At 71.0% G+C, this 23480-nt stretch carries 22 protein-coding genes; 9 read left to right on the forward strand and 13 right to left on the reverse strand.

Annotation, left to right across the window (positions count from 1 at the left end; translation table 11 throughout):
- Nucleotides 1–48: 48 nt before the first annotated feature.
- Both ABVB68_RS00930 and ABVB68_RS00935 read right to left on the reverse strand, forming a co-directional pair.
- Nucleotides 49–408: a DUF6086 family protein gene (locus tag ABVB68_RS00930; RefSeq protein WP_353598859.1), complete on the reverse strand. Its 360-nt coding sequence runs from the start codon at nt 406–408 to the stop codon at nt 49–51.
- Nucleotides 405–4028 carry an ALF repeat-containing protein gene (locus ABVB68_RS00935; protein ID WP_353598860.1) on the reverse strand — a complete coding sequence of 1208 codons (3624 nt, stop codon included), beginning with the start codon at nt 4026–4028 and terminating at the stop codon, nt 405–407. The genes ABVB68_RS00930 and ABVB68_RS00935 overlap by 4 nt, the downstream gene beginning before the upstream one ends.
- Before the next feature lie 495 nt (nt 4029–4523).
- Between ABVB68_RS00935 and ABVB68_RS00940 the strand changes: the two genes are divergently transcribed.
- On the forward strand, nt 4524–4991 hold the full coding sequence (locus ABVB68_RS00940; protein ID WP_353598861.1) for a hypothetical protein: 468 nt from the start codon (nt 4524–4526) through the stop codon (nt 4989–4991).
- A gap of 85 nt (nt 4992–5076) precedes the next feature.
- Nucleotides 5077–6663 (forward strand): FG-GAP-like repeat-containing protein, encoded by a 1587-nt coding sequence (locus tag ABVB68_RS00945; protein ID WP_353598862.1) that lies wholly within the window; start codon nt 5077–5079, stop codon nt 6661–6663.
- 8 nt (nt 6664–6671) lie between these two features.
- Here the strand turns inward: ABVB68_RS00945 and ABVB68_RS00950 are convergent, their stop codons facing one another.
- Nucleotides 6672–9068: an HAD-IC family P-type ATPase gene (locus tag ABVB68_RS00950; protein ID WP_353598863.1), complete on the reverse strand. Its 2397-nt coding sequence runs from the start codon at nt 9066–9068 to the stop codon at nt 6672–6674.
- Between the two features lie 147 nt (nt 9069–9215).
- Entirely contained in the window at nt 9216–9482 is a 267-nt protein-coding gene (locus ABVB68_RS00955; protein ID WP_353598864.1) for a DUF2530 domain-containing protein, read from the reverse strand.
- A 162-nt stretch (nt 9483–9644) separates the two neighbouring features.
- Between ABVB68_RS00955 and ABVB68_RS00960 the strand changes: the two genes are divergently transcribed.
- Nucleotides 9645–11096 (forward strand): NCS2 family permease, encoded by a 1452-nt coding sequence (locus tag ABVB68_RS00960; RefSeq protein WP_353598865.1) that lies wholly within the window; start codon nt 9645–9647, stop codon nt 11094–11096.
- 268 nt (nt 11097–11364) lie between these two features.
- Here the strand turns inward: ABVB68_RS00960 and ABVB68_RS00965 are convergent, their stop codons facing one another.
- Nucleotides 11365–11553, reverse strand: coding sequence for a ribbon-helix-helix protein, CopG family (locus tag ABVB68_RS00965; RefSeq protein ID WP_353599138.1), 189 nt, complete (start codon nt 11551–11553; stop codon nt 11365–11367).
- Nucleotides 11554–11703: 150 nt separating this feature from the next.
- Here ABVB68_RS00965 and ABVB68_RS00970 point away from each other — a divergent pair, with 150 nt between their 5' ends.
- Together ABVB68_RS00970 and ABVB68_RS00975 are read left to right on the forward strand one after the other, a co-directional pair.
- On the forward strand, nt 11704–12141 hold the full coding sequence (locus ABVB68_RS00970) for a MarR family winged helix-turn-helix transcriptional regulator (protein ID WP_353598866.1): 438 nt from the start codon (nt 11704–11706) through the stop codon (nt 12139–12141).
- A gap of 98 nt (nt 12142–12239) precedes the next feature.
- Nucleotides 12240–13511, forward strand: coding sequence for an MFS transporter (locus ABVB68_RS00975; RefSeq protein ID WP_503005969.1), 1272 nt, complete (start codon nt 12240–12242; stop codon nt 13509–13511).
- A gap of 82 nt (nt 13512–13593) precedes the next feature.
- On the opposite strand, the gene ABVB68_RS00980 is transcribed toward ABVB68_RS00975, so the two are convergent.
- Nucleotides 13594–14109 carry a GNAT family N-acetyltransferase gene (locus tag ABVB68_RS00980; RefSeq protein ID WP_353598869.1) on the reverse strand — a complete coding sequence of 172 codons (516 nt, stop codon included), beginning with the start codon at nt 14107–14109 and terminating at the stop codon, nt 13594–13596.
- Nucleotides 14110–14149: 40 nt separating this feature from the next.
- On the opposite strand from ABVB68_RS00980, the gene thpR reads away from it, so the two are divergent.
- Nucleotides 14150–14722 carry an RNA 2',3'-cyclic phosphodiesterase gene (gene thpR, locus ABVB68_RS00985; RefSeq protein ID WP_353598870.1) on the forward strand — a complete coding sequence of 191 codons (573 nt, stop codon included), beginning with the start codon at nt 14150–14152 and terminating at the stop codon, nt 14720–14722.
- A 287-nt stretch (nt 14723–15009) separates the two neighbouring features.
- Here thpR and ABVB68_RS00990 read toward each other — a convergent pair whose 3' ends face one another.
- The 3 genes from ABVB68_RS00990 to ABVB68_RS01000 all read right to left on the reverse strand — a co-directional run bounded on the left by ABVB68_RS00990 (nt 15010) and on the right by ABVB68_RS01000 (nt 17517).
- Nucleotides 15010–15999 (reverse strand): aldo/keto reductase, encoded by a 990-nt coding sequence (locus tag ABVB68_RS00990; RefSeq protein ID WP_353598871.1) that lies wholly within the window; start codon nt 15997–15999, stop codon nt 15010–15012.
- A 149-nt stretch (nt 16000–16148) separates the two neighbouring features.
- Nucleotides 16149–16742: a Uma2 family endonuclease gene (locus ABVB68_RS00995; RefSeq protein WP_353598872.1), complete on the reverse strand. Its 594-nt coding sequence runs from the start codon at nt 16740–16742 to the stop codon at nt 16149–16151.
- 88 nt (nt 16743–16830) lie between these two features.
- A complete protein-coding gene (locus ABVB68_RS01000; protein WP_353598873.1) occupies nt 16831–17517 on the reverse strand; it encodes a GDSL-type esterase/lipase family protein in 687 nt (228 codons plus the stop codon).
- A gap of 109 nt (nt 17518–17626) precedes the next feature.
- Between ABVB68_RS01000 and ABVB68_RS01005 the strand changes: the two genes are divergently transcribed.
- The gene (locus tag ABVB68_RS01005) at nt 17627–18598 is read left to right on the forward strand and encodes a WD40 repeat domain-containing protein (protein WP_353598874.1); all 972 of its coding nucleotides are present in this window, start codon (nt 17627–17629) and stop codon (nt 18596–18598) included.
- Between the two features lie 230 nt (nt 18599–18828).
- Here the strand turns inward: ABVB68_RS01005 and ABVB68_RS01010 are convergent, their stop codons facing one another.
- Both ABVB68_RS01010 and ABVB68_RS01015 read right to left on the reverse strand, forming a co-directional pair.
- A complete protein-coding gene (locus ABVB68_RS01010; RefSeq protein ID WP_353598875.1) occupies nt 18829–19113 on the reverse strand; it encodes a hypothetical protein in 285 nt (94 codons plus the stop codon).
- Nucleotides 19094–19516, reverse strand: coding sequence for an ATP-binding protein (locus tag ABVB68_RS01015; protein ID WP_353598876.1), 423 nt, complete (start codon nt 19514–19516; stop codon nt 19094–19096). Before ABVB68_RS01015 ends, ABVB68_RS01010 begins: the two co-directional genes overlap by 20 nt.
- Nucleotides 19517–19652: 136 nt before the next feature.
- On the opposite strand from ABVB68_RS01015, the gene ABVB68_RS01020 reads away from it, so the two are divergent.
- Both ABVB68_RS01020 and ABVB68_RS01025 read left to right on the forward strand, forming a co-directional pair.
- The gene (locus tag ABVB68_RS01020) at nt 19653–20516 is read left to right on the forward strand and encodes a helix-turn-helix domain-containing protein (protein WP_353598877.1); all 864 of its coding nucleotides are present in this window, start codon (nt 19653–19655) and stop codon (nt 20514–20516) included.
- A gap of 2 nt (nt 20517–20518) precedes the next feature.
- Complete coding sequence (locus ABVB68_RS01025) at nt 20519–20698, forward strand: DUF397 domain-containing protein (protein ID WP_353598878.1); 180 nt, start codon at nt 20519–20521, stop codon at nt 20696–20698.
- 71 nt (nt 20699–20769) lie between these two features.
- Here ABVB68_RS01025 and ABVB68_RS01030 read toward each other — a convergent pair whose 3' ends face one another.
- Together ABVB68_RS01030 and serC are read right to left on the reverse strand one after the other, a co-directional pair.
- Entirely contained in the window at nt 20770–22227 is a 1458-nt protein-coding gene (locus tag ABVB68_RS01030) for an FG-GAP-like repeat-containing protein (RefSeq protein WP_353598879.1), read from the reverse strand.
- Nucleotides 22228–22345: 118 nt separating this feature from the next.
- Entirely contained in the window at nt 22346–23464 is a 1119-nt protein-coding gene (gene serC, locus ABVB68_RS01035; protein WP_353598880.1) for a phosphoserine transaminase, read from the reverse strand.
- Nucleotides 23465–23480: the final 16 nt, after the last annotated feature.

Genomic DNA, 23480 nt, shown 5'->3' on the forward strand with positions numbered 1-23480 from the left:
GGGCCGCCGTCCGCAGCGGCCCCCGGTCGTGTCACGGTCCTCCGGCTCCTACGACGCCATGGTCCGGGCAAGCGCCGCCTTCGCCGCGTCGAGGGCCGCCGTGTCCTGCGGCCGTACGGCGATCCCTCCGCCCGTCCGGTCCAGCAGGACCAGCGAAGTGACGAGCAGGCCGTGGGCAAGGTCCCGCAGCACTGCCGCGGAACTGTCGGCGTGCAGGTCGTACAAGCGCTGCGTGAAGGCCTGGAACTCCGCACCGTCCACCGTGCAGCCGCCCTGGGGGGCCGGGGTCAGCCCCGACGGCACCTCCAGCAGCCCGGCCGCACCCTCGGCGAGGGCCCGGTACAACTGCCCGCTGTGGTATCCCGCGTCCCAGAGCGTGTCGTCGCCGTACTCGAACGGGTAACTCAATCCGCAATCTCCAGTCTGAGGTCGAGGCCGGGGTGCTTCTCCCGCAGCTCCTTGAACCGCTGCTCCAAGGCCGTGCGGAAGCGCGGGTCCATCCCCGACCGCGTGAAGCGGAAGCCGATGGGCGCGCCCTCGTAGCCGGGGAGCAGATCCCGGCACTTCAGGTATGCGGCGAGCTTCTTGTCGACCTTGTCGTCGAGCCACTTGTCGTCAGCGTAGATCGCCGACTTCAGCTCCCACATCACACCGCCCTCGAAGAGGTCGATGTCGGTGATCCGGTTGCCGGTCACGGGGTCGTAGACGTCGTGGTCCTTCAGGCCGTCCAGGCACTTGGCGGGGTTGCTCCCGGCGGCGGCCCGGACCGAGGTCCGGAACGCGGCGGGGCGCGCGAAGGAGACCTTGGAGACCAGCTTGCAGCCGCGCTTGAGGAGCTTCAGTTCCTCGTAGGCCCGGTCCAGCACCTTGAACTTGCTCTTGAGCAGGGCGTCCACCACGAGACCGCTGCAGGAGTCGAAGTCCTTCTTCTCCATACAGGCCTCGTACTGGCCGAGACCCAGCAGCTCCTTCTCCAGATTCCACAGCTGCTCGGCCGCGTCGCTGAACTCCTTGCTGTGGGCCAGGATGTCGCAGTAGATCTCCTGGTGTTGACACCAGCGGGCAAAGTCCACCGGGTCGCAGGGGACCACGGCCTGGCCACAGCGGTACAACTCACGGGCCCGCGCGCCGGGGTCGTTCTTCGCCTTCTCCTTGGCCTCCACGGCCGCCTTGCGCCGCACCTCGGCCTCCTCACGGTACTTGCGCACCGAGACCTTGAACGCGTCGACCGCTGCCTTCATCGCGGCGTCGGCGTCCTTACCCGCCGCGACGGAGGACTTCCACGCCTGGTCGGAGTAGTAGGAGGCGTTCGACGCGGCCACCTGGGCGGCCTCCGAGGACAACGTGGCGTCCGCCGCCGACCTGGCCGCGTCCGAGGCGTCGCGGTCGGCGCGGTTGGCGGCGTCGCGGGCCGTCCTCGCGGACGCGGCGGCCTGTGACGCCGACTTCTCGGCATCCTTGGCGTACTGGTCGGCCTTGTGGGCGGAGTCCAGTGCCTCGCCCTCGGCCGCGGTCGCCGCCTTGGCCCAGTTCTTGGCGTCGATGTCCGCCTTACGGGCGGTCGCGGCCACCTTCTGGGCCGTGGCGGCGTCCTGCCGCGCGGTGGCGGCGACCTTCGCCGCGTCCGCGATCAGCTTCTGCACCTGGGCCACATGGGTGGCGGACAACTGGTCCTTGCGCAGCGCCTGGTACTGCCCGGAGACGATGAAGGCGTGCAGGGCCTGCGGCGATCCCTCCAGGGCGATCCGCGCGGCCGACTTCACCTCGGGCGTTCCGCCGTCGATCAGCTGGGCCGCCCGGACCCGCTCGTCCTGGGTCCGCGCGGTGGGCTGCGTGGTGAGCAGGAACTCGCTGTATTTCTTCGGGTCCCCGGTGGCGAGGGCCTTGCGGCCGGCGTCGGTGACCACGGGGCCGGCTCCGTCGAGCACCTGGGCGACGGCGACGCGCATGCTCTCGCCGGCCACCTGGTACTGACCGTCGTCCACGAACGCGCGGACCGCGTCGGCGTCACCCTCGAGCGCGGTCTCGGCCGCGTCCCGAACCGCCTTGTTCTCGCTCTCCTCGGCCAGGCGTTCCACGTAGGACCGCTGGTCCTGCTGCTCGGCGGTGTCCCAGCCGTCGCGCAGGTAGCCGATGACCACCTCGTCGGTCCCGCCGAGCGCGGCTTCGGCCGCCCCCCGGCCCCAGGCGGTGCCGCCCTTCATCACGCGTACGGCCAGCGCCCGGCCCTTGCGGGCGACGGCGCCCAGATCGGCCCCGGAGCCGGCCGCCTCGGCCACCAGACGGTCCCGCTCGGCCTGCCGGTCCTTCGCGGCCTTCTCCAGCGCCGCCCGCGCGGCGGTGCGGGCGTCGTCCTGGTCCTTGTCGTCCCGTGCGCGTTCGATGCCGGCGTTGGTGCGGGCCAGCAGCTCGGCGGCCTCGACCTCGCGAGCCAGCGCGTGGATCTGCTGTGCCTTGGACACAGCGGCCGTGGCCGCGTCCGCCGCCTCGGTCGCGGCGTTGGCCTGCTGGGTGGACTTCGTCGCGGCCGTGGCCGCGTTGCCGGCCTGTTCGGCCGCCTCCTTCGCGGCCTTGCCCGCGTTCCGGGCGTGGGTGGCGGCGGACGTGGCGGCGTCCCGGGCCTCCCGGGCGGCCTTCGCCGCCTTGCGTGCCAGCGCCTCGGCCTCCGCGGCGGCGCGGTTGGCCTCCGCGGCGTGGCGTCGGGCGGCCGCGGCGGCGGCACGCGCTTCGGCGGCCTCGGCGCTCGACTGGCCCGCGTAGCTGCCCGCCTCGTCGGCCGCGGCGGCCGCCGCCTTGGCGTTGTCGCCCGCGCTCGCCGCCGAATGGGCGGCGTCACCGGCGGCATCGGCGGCCTTGGCCGCCTGATCCGCGGCCTTGGAGGCCTCGTCGGCACCCTTGGCCGCCTTGTCGGCGGCTTCCGCGGCCTTGCGCGCCGCGCTCGCGTTCTTGGCGTCCACCGCGGCGTCGGCCGCGGCGTTGCGGGCGCGGGCCGCGGCCTGGGAGGCACCGGCGGCGGCTGCCGCCGCCTGCGCGGCGGCGTTGGCGGCGACGCGCGCCGAGTCGTTCGCGGCGTTGGCCGCGGCGATCGCCTGCTGTGCGGAGGCCGCGGCCTGTGACGCCGCCGTGGCGGCTCGTTTGGCGGCGCGCGCGGCCTTGTTCGTGTCGTTCTTGGCGGCCTTCGCCTCCTCCTGGGCGTCCAGGGCGGCGCTCTTGGCGAGCTCTGCGGCCTTGACCGCCTTGGCGGACTCGGCCTGGGCGGCAGCGGTCGCCTTGGCGGCCTGCCGGCCCGCTTCCTTCGCCTGCTCGGCGAGCTCCGCGACCGAGGCGTGTTCCTCGTCCTTGTCCCGGGCGACGAACTGACCGACCTCCAGGAACTCGTGGATGTCCGCGGTGGTGCCGCTCAGCGCCAGGCGCCCGGCGGCCCGGACGTTGGTCCCGCCCACACTGACGATCTGGACGAGCTGGACCCGCTCGTCCTCGTCCTGCTGGGTGTAGCGGCCCTCGGTGAGGAACTTCTGTACGTCGTCGGCGCTGCCGGCGAGAGCCGCCCGGCCGGCACTCTGCACGTTGGGGCCCGAGGTGTCGACGATCTGGGCGACCCGGACCCGGTTGTCCTGCTCCATGGGGTCTTCCCAGCCGTCGTCCAGGAAGTCGTGCAGCTCGTCCGGCGTTCCGGACAGCGCCTGGCGGGCGGCCGTCAGCAGCTCTGGGCCACCGACGGAGGCGAGTTGGGCGGCGGTGACCCGTTCATCCTGGAAGGAGAGGTCGTCGGCCTCGGCCAGGAAGGCCTGGACGTCGGCGTCGCTGCCGGTGAGTGCCGCCTCGGCGGCGGCCTTGACGCCGGGACCGCCCTCCTTCCAGTAGTCGATCACGAGGCCGCGCTGCTCGGCGCCGGTCTGCGCCGCCGGGACCGCCCGGACACCCCCGCCGTCGGGTGCTGCCGCCACCGTCGGTGCCGTGCCCAGCAGGCCGGCGGTGAGGGCCAGAGGAAGCAGGGTGAATGCCGTTCGGCGTATTAGACGCGTCACTTTTCCGGTGCTATCGAACTGGTCAGTTCTTCGATTCACTGAACACCTGTCTCGGTCATCGGCGACGCCCCCGAATGCGAGTCGCCGAGTGTGGAGTAAGGCAGCGTAGCGTCCTGCATCTTTGCCCAACTAATCGGATTTCACCGAGGAATGGAAGCGGTGGAGCGTCCTGGGGACCGATGGCCCGGTTCGTACGCGTATGTAGGCAACTGCACCCTCAGTCATGACTGTTCGTTGGGGGAAGCGTGAAGATCCCGCGTTGACGCATGATCTGTCTTTGACTAACCTGTGGCCTGTCTTTTCCGCTGCCTGACCAGCAGCGTCTCAAGCTGGGCCTTTTTGTGCCCTTCTTCTTTTGATTGCGGGGGGCTGTTTTGCGACATCTTCCGTGCTGCCGGCATGCCCGCAATTGAGGTCATCTCTTTTTCGAGAAAAACTTCCTGAAGGGGCTCCCCAGTGCCTTTCCGTGCCCGAAAAACAGTGGTGTCCGCATGCGTGGCCGGTATAGCCACGCTCACGGGTGTGTCCGTGGCCGCGGCCGACGACCCGCCCCCCACGCCGTCCGACTCGGCCCCGCCCGTCGCGGTCGAGGACTACGGGTATCCGGGGGCCGACCGCGTGCTGGCCGAGAAGGGCATCAAGCTGAAGAAGGGCGACGGGCACATCCTGCTCGCCGACTGCGACCAGGCGGCCCAGCAGATCCGGGTGCTCACCGTCAAGGACGACTCCACTGGCCGGCAGGGCACCTACTGCTTCAGGGCCACGGCCAAGACCGGTCGCCTCACCCTCGAACTCCCACGTGTCTTCGCCGTGGAGGCCGCCGACCATCCGGTCAGCGCCAACCTCACCGCCGACGGGAAGACCACGACGGTCAACGTCGCCAAGGGCGGCTTCGAGTCCGTGGGCGAGGGCACCGTCGGTGGCGCTCGGTCGGTGCTGGTCGAACTCCGCGTGACCGGCTGACGGTTCCCCCTCCCGTGCGTGACACGCCCGCACGGGCCCCACCGGCCTCTGCACCCGCAGGGCACGTCTTGTGATTCGAGGAAACGTGACACATTCCCGTTCGAGCCGGAAGCGCACAGCGTGGGTCGCCGGGACTCTGGCGGCGGGTCTCGCCGCCGGGCTCCTAGGCGCCTCGCCCGCCCAGTCCGTCGTAGGCGACCAGATCCCGGACGACGGCGACAAGTTCACCGTGAAGCTGCACGTCGACTTCGGCAAGGACAACGAACGCGCCTGCTCCGGCACGTTGGTCGACGCCCAGTGGGTGCTCACCTCGGCCAGCTGCTTCGCGGCCGACCCGCAGCACGCGACGAAGCCGAAGGCGGGCAAGCCGCCGTATCCGACGCTGGTGAGCGCCGATGGTCTGACGCCCACCGCGACCGCGGCGCAGGAGAAGCAGCAGGTGCTGCAACTGGTCCCGCACCCTGATCGCGACCTGGTCATGGCGCGCATCGACGACCCGGACAAGGTCGAGAACCCGCTGGCGGGCCCCTTCCCGGACATCTCCGAGGCCAAGGTGACCACAACGGCACCGACGCAGGGCCAGCAGCTCACGGTGGTCGGGTACGGCCGCACCAAGACGGAGTGGGCCCCGCTGAAGGCGCATTCCGACACCTTCGGCGTGGACGGCGTCGGCGCCGCGACGCTCGCGCTCTCGCCCGCATCCGGCGGTGCGGTGTGCCCGGGGGACGCGGGCGGGCCGGTGCTGGACGCGCACGGTGACGTGACGGCCGTGGTCACCCGCTCCTGGGGCGGCGGCTGCATCAACACTGACGAGACGCGCACCGGAGCCGTGGCCACGCGGGTGGACGACATCGCGGACTGGGTCCAGCGGGTACGCATGATCACTCATCAGAAGTCCACGCGGGGCGCGATGTCGGCCGCCGACTTCAACGGCGACGGCCGCACGGACGTCGTGTCCGCCATGCAGGACGGGTCGGTCCAGGTGTTCTACGCCCGCCCGGACGGCACGCTGCAGTTCGGCACCCAGCTGGCCGGCATCGGCGGCGATTCGGCGCGGGCGATCCTCGCGGGTGACTTCGACCCCGCCGTCGCCGGGCCGGAGATCGTCGAGGTCTTGGAGGACGGCACGTTGCTCCTCGTCTCACGGCGGGAGATACCGCGGCCGAGGCCGGTGAGCCGGTGGACGAGGCACAGGCTCTGGACGGACCCGGCCTGGAAGGACGCCGGTCCGGCCGCCGTCCTGCACAGTTCCGTCAAGGGTCGTGACACCCTGCTCGTCCAGTGGGGCGACGGCTCCCTCTACAGCTTCAAGCGGGACGCGGACGGCAATTTGGTCAACCAGAAGAAGTCGATGTGGCCGGACAAGACCTGGAAGAAGGAGCACATCGCCACGGGTGACTTCAACGGCGACGGCTGGGAGGACATCGCCGCGGTCGCGTCCGATGGGACCCTGGGCCTCTACCCGGGCAAGGCCGACGGCACCTTTGACAAGGCCCGGTCGATGTGGCCCAAGGACGACTTCACCAGCTACCGGCCGGTGCTGTCCGGCGACTTCAACGGCGACGGCAACGACGACTTCGCCTACATGGAGGTCAACGGCGAGCTGAGCCTGTACGCGGGCAACGGCAAGGGGGGCCTGGCGCCCGGCAAGTCCATGTGGCCCGTGGTCTGATCCCGGCGCTAGTCGGAAAAGCGGCGGTCGACCCACCTCCACCCGAACTCCAGGGCGGCCGCCGCCACCACCGCCACCCCGACCGCCGTCCACGGCATCGTCACGCCGACCAGCTTGAGCGCGAAGAAGCTCTGCAGGGCCGGTACCACCAGGACGACCACGAACGCGGCGGCCATCGCGGCCACCAGGGCCACCCGCCACCAGGTGTAGGGGCGGGCGATGATCGCCAGGACCCACATGGAGACCAGGAACAGGGTCAGGGTGGCCGCGCTGGTCTCCGCGTCCAGCTGGCCGGGGCCGGTGTAGTGGTGGCGGGCGATCAGGTACGTCACGAAGGTCGCCACCCCGGCCACCACTCCGCCCGGGACCGAGTACCGCATGACCCGGCGGACGAAGTGCGGTCTGGCCCGCTCCCTGTTCGGGGCCAGCGCCAGGAAGAAGGCCGGGATGCCGATGGTGAGGGTGGACAGCAGGGTCAGGTGCCGGGGCAGGAAGGGGTATTCGACCTGCCAGCACACCACCAGCACGGCCAGCAGCACCGAGTAGACCGTCTTCACGAGGAACAGGGTCGCCACGCGCGTGATGTTGCCGATCACCCGGCGGCCCTCGCCCACCACCGCCGGCAGGCTCGCGAAGCTGTTGTCGAGCAGCACGATCTGTGCCACCGCGCGGGTCGCCTCCGAACCCGAGCCCATGGCCACGCCGATGTCGGCGTCCTTGAGCGCGAGCACGTCGTTCACGCCGTCGCCGGTCATCGCGACCGTGTGCCCGTCGGACTGGAGCGCGCCGACCATCTCCCGCTTCTGCTGCGGCGTGACCCGCCCGAACACCGTCGCCTCGGCCATCGCCCGCGCCATCCCGGCCCGCTCCGCCGGCAGCTGCCGCGCGTCCACCACCGCACCGGCGAGGCCCAGCTTGCCGGCGACCGCGCCGACCGACACCGCGTTGTCGCCGGAGATCACCTTCGCGTTGACCTTCTGGTCCGCGAAGTAGCGCAGCGTGTCGGAGGCGTCCGGCCGCAGCCGCTGCTCCAGGACGACGAGGGCGGTCGGGCGGGCGCCCCTGGCCGGTTCCGGGTCGTCCAGGTCGCGGTGCGCGCGGGCCAGCAGCAGGACCCTGAGGCCCGCTTCGTTGAGGCGCTCGGTTTCGGCCAGGGCCGGGTCGCCGTCGGAGAGGAGGACGTCCGGTGCGCCCAGCAGCCAGGCGCTGGTCTCACCGTCGCCCTCGCTGAACGCCGCCCCGCTGTACTTGCGCGCGGAGGAGAAGGGGAGCGACTCGACGCAGCGCCAGTCCTCGCTGTCGGGGTAGGCGTCGATGATGGCCTGGAGGGAGGCGTTGGGGCGCGGGTCGGACTCGCCGAGGGCGCCGAGCACCCGGCGCACGTACGACTCGTCGGCCCCGTTCAGCGGCCGCAGACCGGTGACGTCCATGCCGCCCTCGGTGAGCGTGCCGGTCTTGTCCAGGCAGACGGTGTCGACGCGGGCCAGGCCCTCGATGGCCGGCAGCTCCTGCACGAGGCACTGCTTGCGGCCCAGCCGGATGACCCCGATGGCGAACGCGACGGAGGTGAGCAGGACCAGCCCCTCCGGGACCATCGGGATGATCCCGCCGACCGTGCGGGCCACCGCGTCCTTCAGCCCGTTGTTCTTCACCACGAGCTGGGTGACGACCAGGCCGATCGCGGCCGGCACCATCATCCAGGTGACGTACTTCAGGATCGTGGAGATGCCGGTGCGCAGCTCGGAGTGGACGAGGGTGAAGCGGGAGGCCTCCTCGGCGAGCTGGGCGGCGTAGGCCTCGCGGCCCACCTTGGTGGCCTCGAAGGCACCGCCGCCCGCGACCACGAAACTGCCGGACATGACCGGGTCGCCGGGGCGTTTGACGACCGGGTCGGCCTCACCGGTGAGCAGCGACTCGTCGATCTCCAGGCCGTCGGCCTCCGCGCACACTCCGTCGACGACGATCTTGTCGCCGGGGCCGACCTCGATGAGGTCGTCCAGCACGATCTCGCTGGTGGGCACCTCGGTCGTGACCCCGTCCCGGCGGACCGTCGGCCGGGACTCCCCGATCACCGCCAGCGAGTCCAGGGTCTGCTTGGCGCGCCACTCCTGGATGATGCCGATCCCGGTGTTGGCGAGGATCACGAAGCCGAAGAGACTGTCCTGGATCGGCGCGACGAACAGCATGACGACCCAGAGCACACCGATGATCGCGTTGAACCGGGTGAAGACGTTCGCACGGACGATCTCCCCCAGCGACCGGCTGCTGCGCACCGGCACGTCGTTGACCTGCCCGCGCGCCACGCGCTCCGCGACCTCGGCGAGGGTCAGCCCGGTGGCCGGCGCCTTGGGCAGGGGCACGGGATGCACGGGGTCCAGCTCGGCGCCCGCGTCGATGTGCGACATGTATCCGACGTTACGTGTGGATCTGCGCCTTCACCTGCCGAGAGCCGGGAAGTCCGGGTCGGGTTCCGACCTGGGGAGGAGAGGGGGAGGAACGGGGTCATGCGCCGGTCGTACGGCCGCTACGGCCGGTACGCCTGCCGACCACGGCTACTTGGCCCGCACCGACTCCAGGGCGGCGTCCCGCTTGATCGCCGCGTCGCGCCTGCGGACGTACCAGATGCCGATCAGCCCGAGTCCGCCCCCGGCCAGACAGGTCCACACCCACCACTGCCGGTCGTGGTCCGCGAACCAGCCGTAGAACGGCAGCTGGACCAGGAAGAGCACGAACCACACGATCGTGCCGCCGGTGATGGTGGCCACCACGGGGCCCTCCAGGGGCTCGGGCGCTTCGTGCGTCGGGGTCCACTTGGTCATGGGGGACAGCTTACGAGGCGATCGGGACGCGACCGGTTCTACGCGCGGAGATAGCGATCTCGCCCTCATACGTTCATACTGAAACCGTTTGTCTCTGGCCACTTCCGCTCGTATGAAAGTCCAACGAGGCTCGGGGGAACCCCGTTGGTGATGAGGTCCCGCATGTCCACCTCGGCACCTGCCAAGGTCCCCACCCCCGAAAGGCCGGGCGGTGCGCCGGCCTTCGGCCCGTTCGACCGCTACTTCAAGATCTCCGAGCGGGGCAGCTCCCTCGCCCGTGAGGTCCGCGGCGGTTTCGCCACCTTCTTCGCGATGGCGTACATCATCGTGCTGAACCCGATCATCCTCGGCAGCGCGAAGGACATGTACGGGCACCACCTGGACAACGGCCAGCTGGTGACCGCCACGGCGCTGACGGCCGCGTTCAGCACGCTGCTCATGGGCGTCATCGGCAACGTGCCGATCGCGCTCGCCGCCGGCCTGGGCGTCAACTCGGTCGTCGCGCTCCAGCTGGCACCCCGGATGAGCTGGCCGGACGCCATGGGCATGGTCGTGCTGGCCGGCTTCGTGGTGATGCTGCTGGTCGCCACGGGCCTGCGCGAGCGCGTGATGAACGCCGTGCCGTTCGGCCTGCGCAAGGCGATCGCGATCGGTATCGGCCTGTTCATCATGCTGATCGGCCTGGTCGACTCGGGCTTCGTCACGCGGATGCCGGACGCCGCCCAGACCACCGTCCCGCTCCAGCTCGGCACGGGCGGCCACCTCACCGGCTGGCCGGTGCTGGTCTTCGTCCTGGGCGTGCTGCTCACCTTCGCGCTGATGGTCCGCAAGGTGCCGGGCGCGATCCTGATCTCCATCGTCGGCATGACCGTCCTCGCGCTGATCATCAACGCCGTCGCGACCGTCCCGTCCTGGGGTCTCACCGTCCCGAAGTGGCCGGGCAACCCGTTGGCGACCCCCGACTTCGGCCTGGTCGGCAAGGTCAGCCTCTTCGGCGGCTTCTCCAAGGTCGGCGTGCTCACCGGCGTCCTGTTCGTCTTCACGGTCCTGCTGTCGTGCTTCTTCGACGCGATGGGCACGATCATGGGCATCAGCGACGAGGCCAAGCTGACCGACGCCCAGGGCTACATGCCCGGCATCAACAGGGTCCTCTTCGTCGACGGCCTCGCGGTCGCGGCCGGCGGCGCCAGCTCCTCCTCGGCCACCACCGCGTTCGTGGAGTCCACGGCGGGCGTCGGCGAGGGTGCCCGCACCGGCCTGGCGAACGTAGTCACCGGCGGTCTCTTCGCCCTGGCGCTCTTCCTCACCCCGATCGCCACGATGGTCCCGTCCCAGGCGGCCACCCCGGCGCTGGTCGCGGTCGGCTTCCTGATCCTGTCGAACTCCATCAAGGAGATCGACTGGGAGGACTACACCATCGCGATCCCGGCCTTCATCACGATGCTGATGATGCCGTTCACCTACTCGATCACCAACGGCATCGGCATGGGCTTCATCACCTTCACGGTGCTGCGCCTGGCCGCCGGACGGGCCCGGGAGATCCCGGTCGCGATGTACGTCGTCTCGGCGGTCTTCGCCTTCTACTACCTGATGCCGGCCCTGGGACTGACCTGATCCGGCCGACTCGAGCGGCTGATGCGGCCGGGCTGAGCGATCGGCCCGGCCGGCCCGAGCGGTCGTCGCGGCTGACCTGAGCGGTCGTCGCGGCCGGCCTGAGCGGTCGTCGCGGCTGACCTGAGCGGTCGTCGCGGCCGGCCTGAGCGGTCGTCGCGGCTGACCTGAGCGGTCGTCGCGGTCGGCCGGAGCGGTCGTCCCGGCTGGCCTGAACGGCCGGCCGGCCCGGCCGGCCCGACCCCTGGCGCCCGCCGATCGACGGCGGGCGTCACCGGACGCCGTAGAACCTCTCCGTCTCCTCGACGGCGGCCTGGAACCGTTCGTCGAAGTCGTCTCGTACGAGCGTGCGGACCACATAGTCCTGCACGCTCATTCCCCTTCTCGCCGCGTGGTGCCGGAGCCTTTCGAGCAGCTCCCCGTCTATCCGCAGGCTGAGCACGCTGGTCCCCATGGCTATGAGGGTCGCCACATCCGGCCGCCCGATGCCTGTCTTTCCGGAGCCGACTCACTCTTATGGGTGATCAAAGGGTTCGATGGCCGAAGGCACGGGCACGGCGCGCGCGTCCCCGGTGGTCTTTAGTCAGAGTAATGAGTTACGCTAAGGAACATGCCGGACCTTACGCATGGCGACGACGCTGCCGCCGTGAACGCCCTCCGCTCCGCCGTGATGCGGCTGTCCCGTCGCCTCAAGCACCAGCGGGTCGACGAGTCACTGAGCCCCACCGAGATGTCGGTGCTCGGCACCCTGTTCCGCTGCGGTCCCGCCACCCCCGGTGAGCTGGCCCGCCGGGAGCACGTCCAGCCGCCGTCGATGACCCGCATCGTCGCGCTGCTCGAGGCCAAGGGGCTGGTCCGGCTGGAGCCGCACCCGGAGGACCGGCGCCAGAAGGTCGTCACCCAGACCGAGCAGGCCGAGGCCATGCTCGAGGAGAGCCGCCGCAAGCGCAACGCGTTCCTGGCCGGCCTCGTCGAGGAGCTCGACGAGGACGAGTGGGCCACACTGCGCGCCGCCGCCCCCGTGCTGGAGAAGCTCGCACACCTGTAAGCAAGCCATTCGAGGAGGCGACCCTTTTGAGTACGGGATCCGGAGCAACTTCCGCCCCCGCACCGTCCACCACTACCCCGCCCGCCCGCAGATCCTCGATGTTCAGCTCGCTGAGGATCCGGAACTACCGCCTCTTCTTCCTCGGCCAGGTCGTCTCGAACACCGGCACCTGGATGCAGCGCATCGCCCAGGACTGGCTCGTCCTGAGCCTCACCGGCTCCTCCGCGGCCGTCGGCATCACGACGGCCCTGCAGTTCCTGCCGATGCTCCTGTTCGGCCTCTACGGCGGCGTCCTCGTGGACCGCCTGCCCAAGCGGCCCACGCTGCTGGTCACCCAGTCGGCGATGGCCCTCACCGGTCTCGCGCTCGCCTTCCTGACCCTCTCCGGCCACGTCCAGGTCTGGCACGTCTACGTCGCCGCCTTCGCCGTCGGCCTCGCCACGGTGATCGACAACCCGGCGCGGCAGTCCTTCGTCTCCGAGATGGTCGGCCCCGAGCAGCTGCAGAACGCGGTCAGCCTGAACTCCGCGAACTTCCAGTCCGCCCGTCTGGTCGGCCCCGCCGTCGCCGGTCTCATGATCACCGGGGTGGGCACCGGCTGGGCCTTCCTCGCCAACGGCCTGTCCTTCGCCGCACCCATGGCGGGCCTGCTGCTGATGCGCGCCCGCGAACTGCACGCCGGCAGGCGGGCGCCGCGCGGCAAGGGCCAGCTGCGGGAGGGCCTGAACTACGTGGCCAAGCGGCCGGAGCTGATCTGGCCGATCGTCCTCGTCGGCTTCATCGGCACCTTCGGCTTCAACTTCCCGGTGTGGCTGTCGGCCTACGCGGACGACGTCTTCCACGTCGGCGCCGGCGGCTACAGCCTCCTCAACACGCTGATGGCGGCCGGCTCACTGGTCGGCGCCCTGCTGGCCGCCCGGCGCGGCACGGCCCGGCTGCGGGTCCTGACCGCCGCCGCGCTGGCCTTCGGCGCGCTGGAGACCGTGGCCGCGACGGCGCCGTCGTACTGGCTGTTCGCGCTGCTCATGGTCCCGATCGGGATCTTCGGCCTCACGGTGAACGTCACCGCGAACACGGCCGTGCAGATGGCCACCGACCCGGCCATGCGCGGCCGGGTGATGGCCCTGTTCATGATGGTGTTCATGGGGGGTACGCCGCTGGGCGCACCGGTGGTCGGCTGGGTCACCGACACCTACGGCGCCCGGGTCGGCTTCGCCACCGGCGGCATCGTCTCCGTGGTGGCCGCGGCCGCGATCGGCCTGGTCCTCGCCCGCATCGGCGACCTGCGCCTGGCCGTGGGCTGGCACCGTGGCCACCCCCAGGTCCGCTTCGTCCCGCGCGTGCGGGGAGAAATGGCGACGGCGGCCTGAGCCGTGCCGGGGACGGCCTGAGGGTCGAGGGCCCCGGCGGCTTTCGGCGGCTCGGGGCGCTTCGCGCCTCCCGGAGGGTCCGCTACAGGACCCTCCGGGCCAGCACCTGGCCCGGCCACTCGTCCGCACCGTGGCGGAAGGGCTCGGTCCGGATGAAGCCGTTGCGCTCGTAGTAGGCGACCAGCTTGCCGTCGTCGCCCGCGTAGCAGTCCACGCGGAGCAGGGAGATCCCCGCCTCCCGGGTCACCCGGGCCGCGTGGGCGAGCAGTGCGGCACCCGCGCCCCGGCCCTTGAACCGGCGGTCGGAGGCGAGCAGGTGGATGTACCGCTCGGGTTCGTCGGCGGGCTCCAGGTAGCTGCCGGGAGCGTCGGTCAGGGTGAGGGTGGCGGCCGGCGCGCCGTCCACCTCGGCTATGTAGGGCGTGCCCTGGGTGGCGTACCGCTCGACGATCGCCACCGCCTTCGGGTCCTTCGACCAGGGATCGGTGCCCCACTGCCGGGTACGCCCCTGTGAGACGAGCCACTCCACGGAACTGTCGAGCATGCCGAGGATCAGCGGGACGTCGTCGGGGCCGCCTGCGCGGATGGTGATCGTCATGGGCCCCATCATGCCCAGGCCGGTCTGCGAAGGTGAAGGCATGAGACTCTTCGCCGCCGTGCTGCCCCCGGAGGACGTCATCGGTCAACTGGCCGACGAGGTAGCCCGGTTGAGGCGGCTTCCCGGGGCCGACGGCCTGCGCTGGACGGCCCGCGCCGGCTGGCACTTCACGCTCGCCTTCTACGGCGAGGTCGCCGACGACCTCCTGCCCGCCCTGTCGGACCGGCTGTCCCGCGCGGCCCACCGTACCCACCCCTTCGAGCTGGCCCTGTCCGGCGGCGGCCAGTTCGGACACGGCAAGGCCCTGTGGGTGGGGGCCCGCGGCGACCTGGAGGCCATGCGCCTGCTGGCCGACCGCGCCGAGGCGGCGGCCCGCAAGGCCGGCGTGCCGATGGGCGAACACCGCCGCTACAAGGCCCATCTGACACTGGCCCGCGGCCGGGACGCGGTCGACGTACGGCCCTACGTCGACCTGCTCGGCGACTTCACCGGCCCGGCCTGGCAGGTGGCCGACCTGGCGCTGGTGCGCAGCAACCTGCCGACGTCCGGTGTGCCCGGCGAGCAGCCCCGGTACGAGGCGGTCGCCCGCTGGGCACTGGGCGGGGCCGGTTAGTCTCGAATACGTGGACCCGAAAACCCGGAACCGGATCATGGCCGGTGCGCTTGTGTTGATGTTCGTCGTGGTGGCCCTGGCTTCGGCGCTTCGTTAGGAGCGGCGGGGAGCCGCGGCCGCCGCCCGGCCGCGGGCCGTGCGGCCGGTCGCGCGGTTCCCCTCGCCCTCACGGACGCCGTGCTCGCCGGTGCCGACCGGGCTTCTCGCCGGTACCGGCGGGACTTCCGGTACCGGCGGTGCTCCGGTGGTGCCGGGCTCCGGTGGTGCGGGGCTCCGGCGCCGTCGGTCTACCAGGCGAAGGCCTCCGGGGACGGGCCCGGGCCCGGGAAGATCTCGTCGAGGCCGGTCAGCAGCTCCTCGCCCAGCTCCAGCTCCACGGCCCGCAGCGCCGACTCCAGCTGCCCGGCGGTGCGCGGGCCGACGATCGGTCCGGTCACGCCGGGCCGGGTCAGCAGCCACGCCAGGGCGACCTCGCCGGGCTCCAGGCCGTGCTTGTCGAGCAGATCCTCGTAGGACTGGATCCGGGCCCGGGTGGCGGGGTCGGCGAGCGCGTCGGCGGCCCGTCCGGAGGCACGGCGGCCGCCCTCGACCTGCTTCTTGATCACACCGCCGAGCACGCCTCCGTGCAGCGGCGACCACGGGATGACCCCCACGCCGTAGTCCCGCGCGGCCGGGATGACCTCCATCTCGGCGCGCCGCTCGGCGAGGTTGTACAGGCACTGCTCGCTGACGAGGCCGATGGTGCCGCGGCGGGCCGCGATCTCGTTGCCCTGGGCGATCTTGTAACCGGGGAAGTTGGAGGACCCGACGTAAAGGATCTTCCCCTGCTGCACGAGGACGTCGATCGCCTGCCAGATCTCCTCGAAGGGGGTGCTGCGGTCGACGTGGTGGAACTGGTAGAGATCGATGTAGTCGGTCTGCAGCCGCTTCAGGCTGGCGTCCACCGCTCGCCGGATGTTCAGCGCGGAGAGCTTGTCGTGGTTCGGCCAGGGCGCGCCCTCGGTGCCCATGTTGCCGTAGACCTTGGTGGCGAGGACGACCTTGTCGCGCCGCTCACCGCCCTTGGCGAACCAGTTCCCGATGATGGACTCGGTGCGCCCCTTGTTCTCGCCCCATCCGTAGACGTTCGCCGTGTCGAAGAAGTTGATGCCCGCGTCCAGCGCCGCGTCCATGATCGCGTGGCTGTCGGCTTCGTCCGTCTGCGGCCCGAAGTTCATCGTCCCGAGGACGAGTCGGCTGACCTTGAGGCCCGTGCGTCCAAGCTGCGTGTACTCCATGGTCCTCAAGCCAACGGCTTGGAGTGCGCTCAAGGCAAGGGCGATCGTCGAGGCCGACGCCGAACGGGCCCCGCGCTGCCGCCCCGGACGAGCCGGCAAGGCGCCGCGGACGAGCCGGGAGGCACCCCGGCCCGGGCCGGGGTGCCCGCCTAGTCGCGTGGGAAGGCGCCGGTCGCGAGGACGAGGTCGAGCACCGTGCCGGTCAGGTCGAGGTCGGTGCCGAAGTCCACCCGCGTCTCGGTCGTGTAGGTGCCGTCCTTGGGGTCGCTGTGGATGAAGCAGCGCCCCCGGTAGGGGTCGGCGATGAGGTAGAGGGGGACCTCTGCCTCCGCGTAGGCGGCCTTCTTCGGGCCGTAGTCGTTGAAGGCCGTGCCTTTGGAGATGACCTCGGCGACGAATTCGACGTCCTGGTGACGCCAGTGGCCGGTGTCGTCCTTCTCCGCCGTGTCCTTGAGCAGGGCGACGTCGGGACAGAAGCCGTTCTCGTCGCCCGGGAAGTCGATACGGACGTCGGAGAAGGCCTTGACGTCCATCCCGAACCTGTCCTCCAGCGCCCGCACGATACGGCGGATGATGGTCCAGTGAGTGTCCCGCTGTGGCGCCCTGAAGACGTAGCCCCCGACGATCTCGACCTTGAACCCCTCGGGGACGGGCATCCGCTCCAGGCGCTCGAACAGTTCGTCCAAAGCCTCGGTGTTCGCGTCGGCGTCGGCCATCTCGATCCTGTCGTGAAGGACGGTCATCGTGGCGCTCCTCCCCGGCCGCCCCGTCGTTCGCCGCGGCCGCGCTGTACAACGATAGGCGGGGTGGCCCGGAGGCGCCGGATTCCGGTCAGTTCGTCCCGGCCGCCGCGTACGCCTGTCCGACTCCCCACGCCTCCCACATCGCGCCGGCGAACGCCCCCGCGATCTTGTGCTCCCCGCGGGCGTTGGGATGCGTGCCGTCGTAGGTGTCGGTGTGGATGTCGTACGTCTCGGGCGGCGAGGCCAGCAGGATCGGCGAGCGGGGCTCGTCCAGGTCGGCCGCCGTCTTCGCGAGCAGGACGTTGAAGTGGTCCACCTGGGCGGCGAAGGCCGGGTCGGAAGCGGCCCGGATGTTGGGGATCACCGGCAGCAGCACCAGGCGGACGCGCGGCCGGGCCGCTCGGGCGGCGGTGACGAAGGCCCGCACGTTCTCCGTGGTCTGCTCGGCGTTCGTGTAGAAGCCCAGGTCGATCAGGCCCAGCGAGACGAGCAGGACGTCGGGGCGGTGCGCCCGGACCGCGTCGCCGATCAGGGGGGCCATGTGCAGCCAGCCCTCGCCCCAGCCCGCCAGGTGGGCGCGCGGGAAGTGGGGGTCGGCGTAGGCCAGGGACACCGGGGCGTCGGCCGCCTTGTCGTACAGCTCCTCGCGCGGGCCGACGAAGGTGAACGGGTCGCCGTACGTCTCGCACAGGTGCCGCCACAGCCGGTGACGCCACGTGTGTTCGCCCGCGCTCCCGATCGTCATGGAGTCACCTACGGGCATGAACCTGAGCATCCGCTCATGATGGACGATCACCGGCACCCTTGGGTCCGTCGCGGGCGCCCCGGGGGTGTGAGGCCCACCACGTTCTGTGAACACCCGGTGGGGATGGCAGTCTTGGGGCATGCGTCGACCGTTCGCCGTTCTCGCCGGGATGCTGCTCGCCGGTGCCTGCGCGCTGCCCGCCTCCGCCGCCGACGGCGAGGGTGACCAGGGGTTCACCATCAAGGATCCGCGGATCACCGAGTCCAGCGGGCTCGCCGCGTCCCGACTGCACCCGGGCGTCTACTGGACGCACAACGACAGCGACGACGGGCCGTACCTCTACGCCGTCGACAGCCGGACCGGCAACACCGTCGCCCGGCTCACCCTGCGCGGCATCGGGTCCCCGCGTGACGTCGAGGCCATCTCGATCGGCCCGCACAACGAGATCTACGCCGGCGACATCGGCGACAACCTCGGCGGCAAGTGGCCGTACGTGTGGATCTACCGGCTGCCCGAGCCGAAGGTGCTGAAGGACCAGACGGTCACGGCCACGCAGTACGTCGTGAAGTACGAGAACGGGCCGCGCGACGCGGAGTCGCTGCTCGTCCACCCGAAGACCGGGCGCGTCTACATCGTCGACAAGAAGGAGGACGGCGGGCACCTGTACGAGGGCCCGGCCTCCCTCTCCACGTCCGGCGCCAACATCTTCAGGCCGATCGCCCCGGTCGACCTCTGGGCCACGGACGCCGCGTTCTCCCCGGACGGCCGGCACCTCGCCGTGCGCGGCTACTTCGGCGGCATCCTCTACGACTGGAACGGCGGCCGGATCCGGCGCAGGGGCAGCCTGGACGTGCCGTTGCAGGGGCAGGGGGAGTCGGTGTCGTACTCCGTCGACGGCACGAAGCTGATGTACGGCAGCGAGGGCGCGCGCAGCGCGGTGCAGGCGGAGGACGCGCCGGACCGGCCCGCCGCCGAGTCGCCCGCGGGGGGCGGCGGTTCCGGTAGCGCCGACGACGCCTCGGGCGGCACCGGCGTCAAGATCGGCGCGGTCGTCCTCGCCGCCGGAGCACTCACCCTCTTCGCCCTGAGCAGACGCCGCCGCCGGGGGTGAACAGCCTGCCGGCCGGGATGCGCCGGGGCCGAGGGGCCTCTCCGAGGGGGCAGGGGAGGCCTGACGCTGTGGGGCGAACACGCCATCAGGCGCCGGGGAGAGGGACGCGGACTCCGGCTCGACGAGGCGGAAACGGTCGCCCTGTATCGCGGTGTCCGGGACACCTTCGCTGAAGTCGGCGGTGTCCGGTGCCGAGGCCCGGCAGGTGATCGCGCGCGTCCGCCGGAGTATCAAGGTCTGAGGACGTACGGCCGTACCACGTCGTCCTCGGTGTGCCAGGAAGGCGCTGGGGCGTCGGGCGGGATCCGCCAGCAGTCCTCGTCGAGCGGCGGGGGCAGGTAGCGGCCCGCCGCACGGGAGCGTTCGAACCACCGGCGCCAGCGCGCCTCGTAGGGACTGGGAAGCCGCCACACGTACGGGTCCGGTGTCCGTACCTCCCGCGCGAGGTCCGCTTCGCGCGGCCGGGGGCGGGTGGTGAAGACGCGGACGAGCGCGTCAGCGAGCGGCCGGAACATGCGCCCTCTCCGTCCTCCCGAGGGCGAACCGGGCCCACACGCACTTCGTGTACGGCTCCTGCCGGCATCCCCAGGCGTCGGCCAGCGCCGCCACGAGCGCCAGCCCGCGGCCGCCCTCCTCGTCCGGTCCGGAGTCGTGAGGGCGGGGGAGCGCGTCCCGGTCCGGGTCGGACACCTCCAGGACCAGCGCCGGTCCGCTGCGGGTGAGCGTGACCCCGACCTGGGCGTGCGAGACGCGGCAGTGGGTCACGGCGTTGGTGACGAGTTCGTTCGCCAAGAGGGTCACGGCGTCGGCGAGTTCGTCGGTGACGCCCCAGTCCGCGAGGACCTTGCGTAAGCGCTGCCGGGCGGCCGGCACGTGCCTTCGGTGCTTGGGGATGCGGAAGGTTTCGGTTGTGGGCATGGGCCGAAGCTAGGGCCGCATGCGGCGGGTTAACAACCCTCTCAAGTGAATGCATTCACTCGACCACTCGATCGAGTGATGTGCTCTCGGTGCTGGTGACGGTGTGGCATCGTGGCCGGCGGAGAGGGGAGGTCCCATGCCCGCAGGGGGACGGCCGACCGTACGCAGCAGGCGACTGGGTACGGCACTCAGGCAGTACCGACTGGCCGCCAAGCTGGACCAGCCGCAGGCCGCCGAGATCATCGCGGCGAGTCAGGCCAGGGTCAGCCGACTTGAGAGCGGCCATGTCACGGCGCGTGTCATCGAGGTGCGGCTGCTGCTGGATGCCTACGGCGTGAACGACCCCGAAGTACGGTCCAAGCTGGAAGAGTTGGCCAAGCATTCGAGGAATCGGGGTTGGTGGCTCGAGCACGCGGAACATCTGCGCCCGGACTACCTGGACCACATCGCGTTGGAGGACGACGCGACCTACATCCGCCAATGGCAGCCCGCGTTGGTGCCGGGGCTGCTGCAAACTCCGGCCTATGCGGAGGGCATTATCGCGGCTGGGCCCGACTACGTCGCTCCGGAGGTGCTGGAGCAGTTGGTCAGAGTCCGGGAGGCGCGGCAGGCCAAGATCGGGGAGGGTGGGGCCTCCTACGCCGCCGTGTTCTGGGAGGTGGCCGTCGTGCACCCGTTGGTGAGCATCGACGCCCACCGGGAACAACTGTCCGCGATCCTCGCCGCGATGAAGAGGAAGAACGTCACCGTGCAGGTTCTACCGCTCAGTGCGGGAGCGCTGGTGGGCTCGATCCCGGCGTTCTCCTCCTTCAGCTTCGACTCCGACCCGAAAGTCGAGGCCGTGGCGATGGAGAACCTGAGAGGCACGTCCGTACTGGAGGCGCCCGAGGATCTCGCCGCTTACGGCAATGCGTTCGACCTACTACGATCGGCAGCACTGGCGCCGGACGCGAGCGCGCGACTCATCCGGGACGTACTGCGGAGCACGAAGGAAGAGTGATTGTGACCGAGGTTGTGGGCACCTTTCAGAAGTCGTCGTACTCCGCACAGCAAGGCGACTGCGTAGAGGTGGCTCCCACCGCCGACCACGGTCGAGCCGTCCGCGACAGCAAGCAGCCCACCGGCCCCCTCCTCACCGTCTCGCGTGAGACCTGGCAGGCCTTCGTGGGCCAGTTCGGCTGACGCGCCGCACGCAGGTGGGAGGGCGCCCGGCGGGTCACCGCCGAGCGCCCTTCGCCGTGGGGAGCCGTCGGTCAGGAGCCCGAGAAGGCGCGCCCGAACATGGGGTCGTCGCCCGACCTGCCGATGCCCACGGTCGTGGCGGCGAAGCTCACCGCGCCGGTGGTCGTGATGCCCTTGGTGGAGCCGCGCAGCACCCATACGGCACCGTCGTCGCTGTTCTCGCCGCCCGCGCCCACCGACAGCTCGGCGCGCCCGTCCCTGTTGTGGTCGGCGAGGTGGACGGCGTCGCCGAACATGTCCGAGGACTCGTCGGCGCCCGGGACGCCGGGGGTGTTCTGGTGGAAGGACTGGGCGCCGCTTCCCGTCAGGCCGGAGGCGCCGCCGCGCAGCACCCAGACGTTGCCGGTGTGCTGCGCGGCGCCGATGGACTCGAAGTCGGCGCCGACGGCGAGGTCCGGGTAGCCGTCACCGTCGACGTCGCCGGCGGCGAGGGCGGCGCCGAAGGAGTCGTCGGACTCGTCCACTCCCGGCACTCCTGCCGTGTCCTGGCTGAAGACGGCGTTGCGGGCGGGGTCGACGCCCGCCGTACCGCCGTAGAACACGGTGGCGTAGCCGCCCTTCGCCGTCTGGTCCGTGACGGAGACGAAGTCGGTCCCGACGACCAGGTCGTCGTGCCCGTCGCGGTCGAAGTCCGCGACGGTGAGCGCGCCCGCGTACCCCGGGCCCGCCTCGGTCTGGAACGCCGGCCCGGCCGGGGTGCCCAGGTAGACGAAGTTGCCCGCGGAGGAGGCGACCACCAGGTCGTCGGTGCGGTCGTCGTCGAAGTCGCCGGAGGCGAGCTGGACGGCGCCGCGGGGGAACGCGCCGGGCTCGATCCGGGTGTCGAGGCGCAGCTTCCCGGCGGCGCCGTGGGACCTGGTGAAACCGCCCTTGAAGATCCACACGTCCTTGCCGGTGGAACCGACCGCCAGGTCGGTCCTCCCGTCACCGGTGAAGTCCCCGACGGCGAGTGACTGGCCGAACAGGTCGTGCCCGGACGGGTTCGGGTCGGCGACCGTGGTACCGCCCGACAGGCCGGACTTGCCGCCCCACAGGATCGTGACCGAACCGCCGTCGGCATCGCCGCCGACGTCCTCCTGCGGTGTGCCGACGACGAGGTCGGCGTAGCCGTCGTCGTCGAGGTCGCCGTGCGCGAGTTCGGTACCGAAGCGGTCGGAGGTCTCCGAGGTGCCCGGGACGCCGGAGGATTCCTGGGTGGTGGTCTTGTGGCGGGCGGCGCTGATACCGCTCGCCGAGCCGTACTCGACCACGACGGCACCCGCCTTGGCCTTGCCGCCCGCGACGGCGCCCGGGGCACCGATCGCCAGATCGCGGTAGCCGTCACCGTTGAAGTCGTCGGCGAGACGCGAGGGGGCGGCACTCGCGCCGCCGGGCACGGCGATGAGCAGACCACCGGCCAGGGCGGCCACGACGGCGGCGGCGCCCAGGGCGGCGGAACGCCGGGAGCGTTGGGGGTGGGGCCGGGACATGGGTACCTCTCCAGGACAGACGTACGAACTCAGAGACGACCCCCGGCGATCCCGAAAGGTTGTACGCCGAGGGGCGCCCGGCAGGATGTCGCCGGGCGCCCCTCGCTGTCCGGAACGGCTACAGCTTCTCGATCACGTAGTCGACACACTTCGTCAGCGCCTCGACGTCCGCCGGGTCGATCGCCGGGAACATGGCGACGCGCAGCTGGTTGCGGCCGAGCTTGCGGTACGGCTCGGTGTCCACGACGCCGTTCGCGCGCAGCACCTTGGCGACGGCGGCCGCGTCGATCTCGTCGGAGAAGTCGATCGTGCCGATGACCTGCGAGCGCTTGGCCGGGTCGGTGACGAACGGGGTGGCGTACTTCGACTCCTCCGCCCAGTTGTACAGGCGCGTCGAGGAGTCCTTCGTACGGGCCGTGGACCAGGCGAGGCCGCCCTGGCCGTTGAGCCACTCCAGCTGCTCGTTCAGGAGGAAGAGCGTGGCGAGGGCCGGGGTGTTGTACGTCTGGTTCTTGCGGGAGTTGTCGATCGCCGTCGGGAGCGAGAAGAACTCCGGGACGTGGCGGCCCGAGGCGTGCACGCGCTCGGCGCGCTCGATCGCGGCCGGCGAGAAGACGCCGATCCACAGGCCGCCGTCGGAGGCGAAGGACTTCTGCGGGGCGAAGTAGTAGACGTCGGTCTCGGAGACGTCGACCGGGAGGCCGCCCGCGCCGGAGGTGGCGTCCACCAGGACGAGCGCGCCCTCGTCGGCGCCGGCCACGCGCCGGATCGGCATGGCGACACCGGTGGAGGTCTCGTTGTGGGTGAAGCCGTAGACGTCGACACCCGACTCGGCACGGGCCTCGGGGTGGGTGCCGGGGTCGGAGGAGATGACGGTCGGCTCGGCCAGCCAGGGGGCGAGCTTGGCCGCCTTGGCGAACTTGGAGGAGAACTCGCCGAAGGTGAGGTGCTGCGACTTGTTCTCGATCAGGCCGTGGGTGGCGATGTCCCAGAAGGCGGTGGAGCCGCCGTTGCCGAGGACCACCTCGTAGCCGTCGGGCAGCGAGAACAGCTCGGAGATGCCCTCGCGGACCTTGCCCACCAGGTTCTTCACGGGCGCCTGACGGTGGGAGGTACCCAGGAGAGACGTGCCGGTGGCGGCGAGGGCGTCCAGCGCCTCGGTCCGCACCTTGGAGGGGCCAGCGCCGAACCGTCCGTCGGCGGGCTTGATGTCTGCGGGGATCTGGATGTCGGCCACGGAAGGAGGTTAACCG

It is taken from the genome of Streptomyces sp. NPDC096012, from assembly GCF_040426375.1.
GTDB lineage: Bacteria > Actinomycetota > Actinomycetes > Streptomycetales > Streptomycetaceae > Streptomyces.

Bases quoted from the DNA above. Each gene is read 5' to 3' on its own strand.
- ABVB68_RS01010 (WP_353598875.1), bottom strand. From the start codon at position 19,113: ATGTTCCGGCCGCTCGCTGACGCGCTCGTCCGCGTCTTCACCACCCGC.
- ABVB68_RS00955 (WP_353598864.1), bottom strand. From the start codon at position 9,482: ATGACCAAGTGGACCCCGACGCACGAAGCGCCCGAGCCCCTGGAGGGC.
- ABVB68_RS01015 (WP_353598876.1), bottom strand. From the start codon at position 19,516: ATGCCCACAACCGAAACCTTCCGCATCCCCAAGCACCGAAGGCACGTG.
- ABVB68_RS00980 (WP_353598869.1), bottom strand. From the start codon at position 14,109: ATGACGATCACCATCCGCGCAGGCGGCCCCGACGACGTCCCGCTGATC.
- thpR (WP_353598870.1), top strand. From the start codon at position 14,150: ATGAGACTCTTCGCCGCCGTGCTGCCCCCGGAGGACGTCATCGGTCAA.
- ABVB68_RS00995 (WP_353598872.1), bottom strand. From the start codon at position 16,742: ATGACCGTCCTTCACGACAGGATCGAGATGGCCGACGCCGACGCGAAC.
- ABVB68_RS01030 (WP_353598879.1), bottom strand. From the start codon at position 22,227: ATGTCCCGGCCCCACCCCCAACGCTCCCGGCGTTCCGCCGCCCTGGGC.
- ABVB68_RS01020 (WP_353598877.1), top strand. From the start codon at position 19,653: ATGCCCGCAGGGGGACGGCCGACCGTACGCAGCAGGCGACTGGGTACG.
- ABVB68_RS00970 (WP_353598866.1), top strand. From the start codon at position 11,704: ATGCCGGACCTTACGCATGGCGACGACGCTGCCGCCGTGAACGCCCTC.
- ABVB68_RS00990 (WP_353598871.1), bottom strand. From the start codon at position 15,999: ATGGAGTACACGCAGCTTGGACGCACGGGCCTCAAGGTCAGCCGACTC.
- ABVB68_RS01000 (WP_353598873.1), bottom strand. From the start codon at position 17,517: ATGCTCAGGTTCATGCCCGTAGGTGACTCCATGACGATCGGGAGCGCG.
- ABVB68_RS00960 (WP_353598865.1), top strand. From the start codon at position 9,645: ATGTCCACCTCGGCACCTGCCAAGGTCCCCACCCCCGAAAGGCCGGGC.
- ABVB68_RS01005 (WP_353598874.1), top strand. From the start codon at position 17,627: ATGCGTCGACCGTTCGCCGTTCTCGCCGGGATGCTGCTCGCCGGTGCC.
- ABVB68_RS00950 (WP_353598863.1), bottom strand. From the start codon at position 9,068: ATGTCGCACATCGACGCGGGCGCCGAGCTGGACCCCGTGCATCCCGTG.
- ABVB68_RS00975 (WP_503005969.1), top strand. From the start codon at position 12,240: ATGTTCAGCTCGCTGAGGATCCGGAACTACCGCCTCTTCTTCCTCGGC.